The organism is Arthrobacter sp. B0427-1-12, from assembly GCF_059092905.1.
In genome coordinates this window covers 1-217 of sequence record NZ_JBNHIC010000281.1, presented here as the reverse complement: position 1 = coordinate 217, position 217 = coordinate 1, and the positions used below count along the sequence as shown (strand labels likewise).

General features: G+C 65.4%; 1 protein-coding gene. It reads right to left on the bottom strand.

From position 1 onward, the window contains the following. Positions 1 to 19: 19 nt before the first annotated feature. Positions 20 to 217, bottom strand: a 198-nt coding sequence (locus AC5RWU_RS24860) for a YegP family protein (RefSeq protein WP_493986822.1), incomplete at its 5' end; no start/stop codon positions are given.

Genomic DNA, 217 nt, shown 5'->3' with positions numbered 1-217 from the left:
GTCAGGCCGCCCGCCGTTGTCACGCCCGGGTGGTCAGGTCGGTGATCAGCGCACCGGCGGCATGCTCGCGCACTGCCTCAATGGCCCGCACGGCGGCCGTTTTGTCTGCGAAGCCGTCCAAGACCGCCATAACCGACCCGTCACCGCTTCTCAGCCGGAATCTGAACAGCCCGTCAGCATCGGTGAATACTTCGAATCCTCCGGCCATGGCAGAACC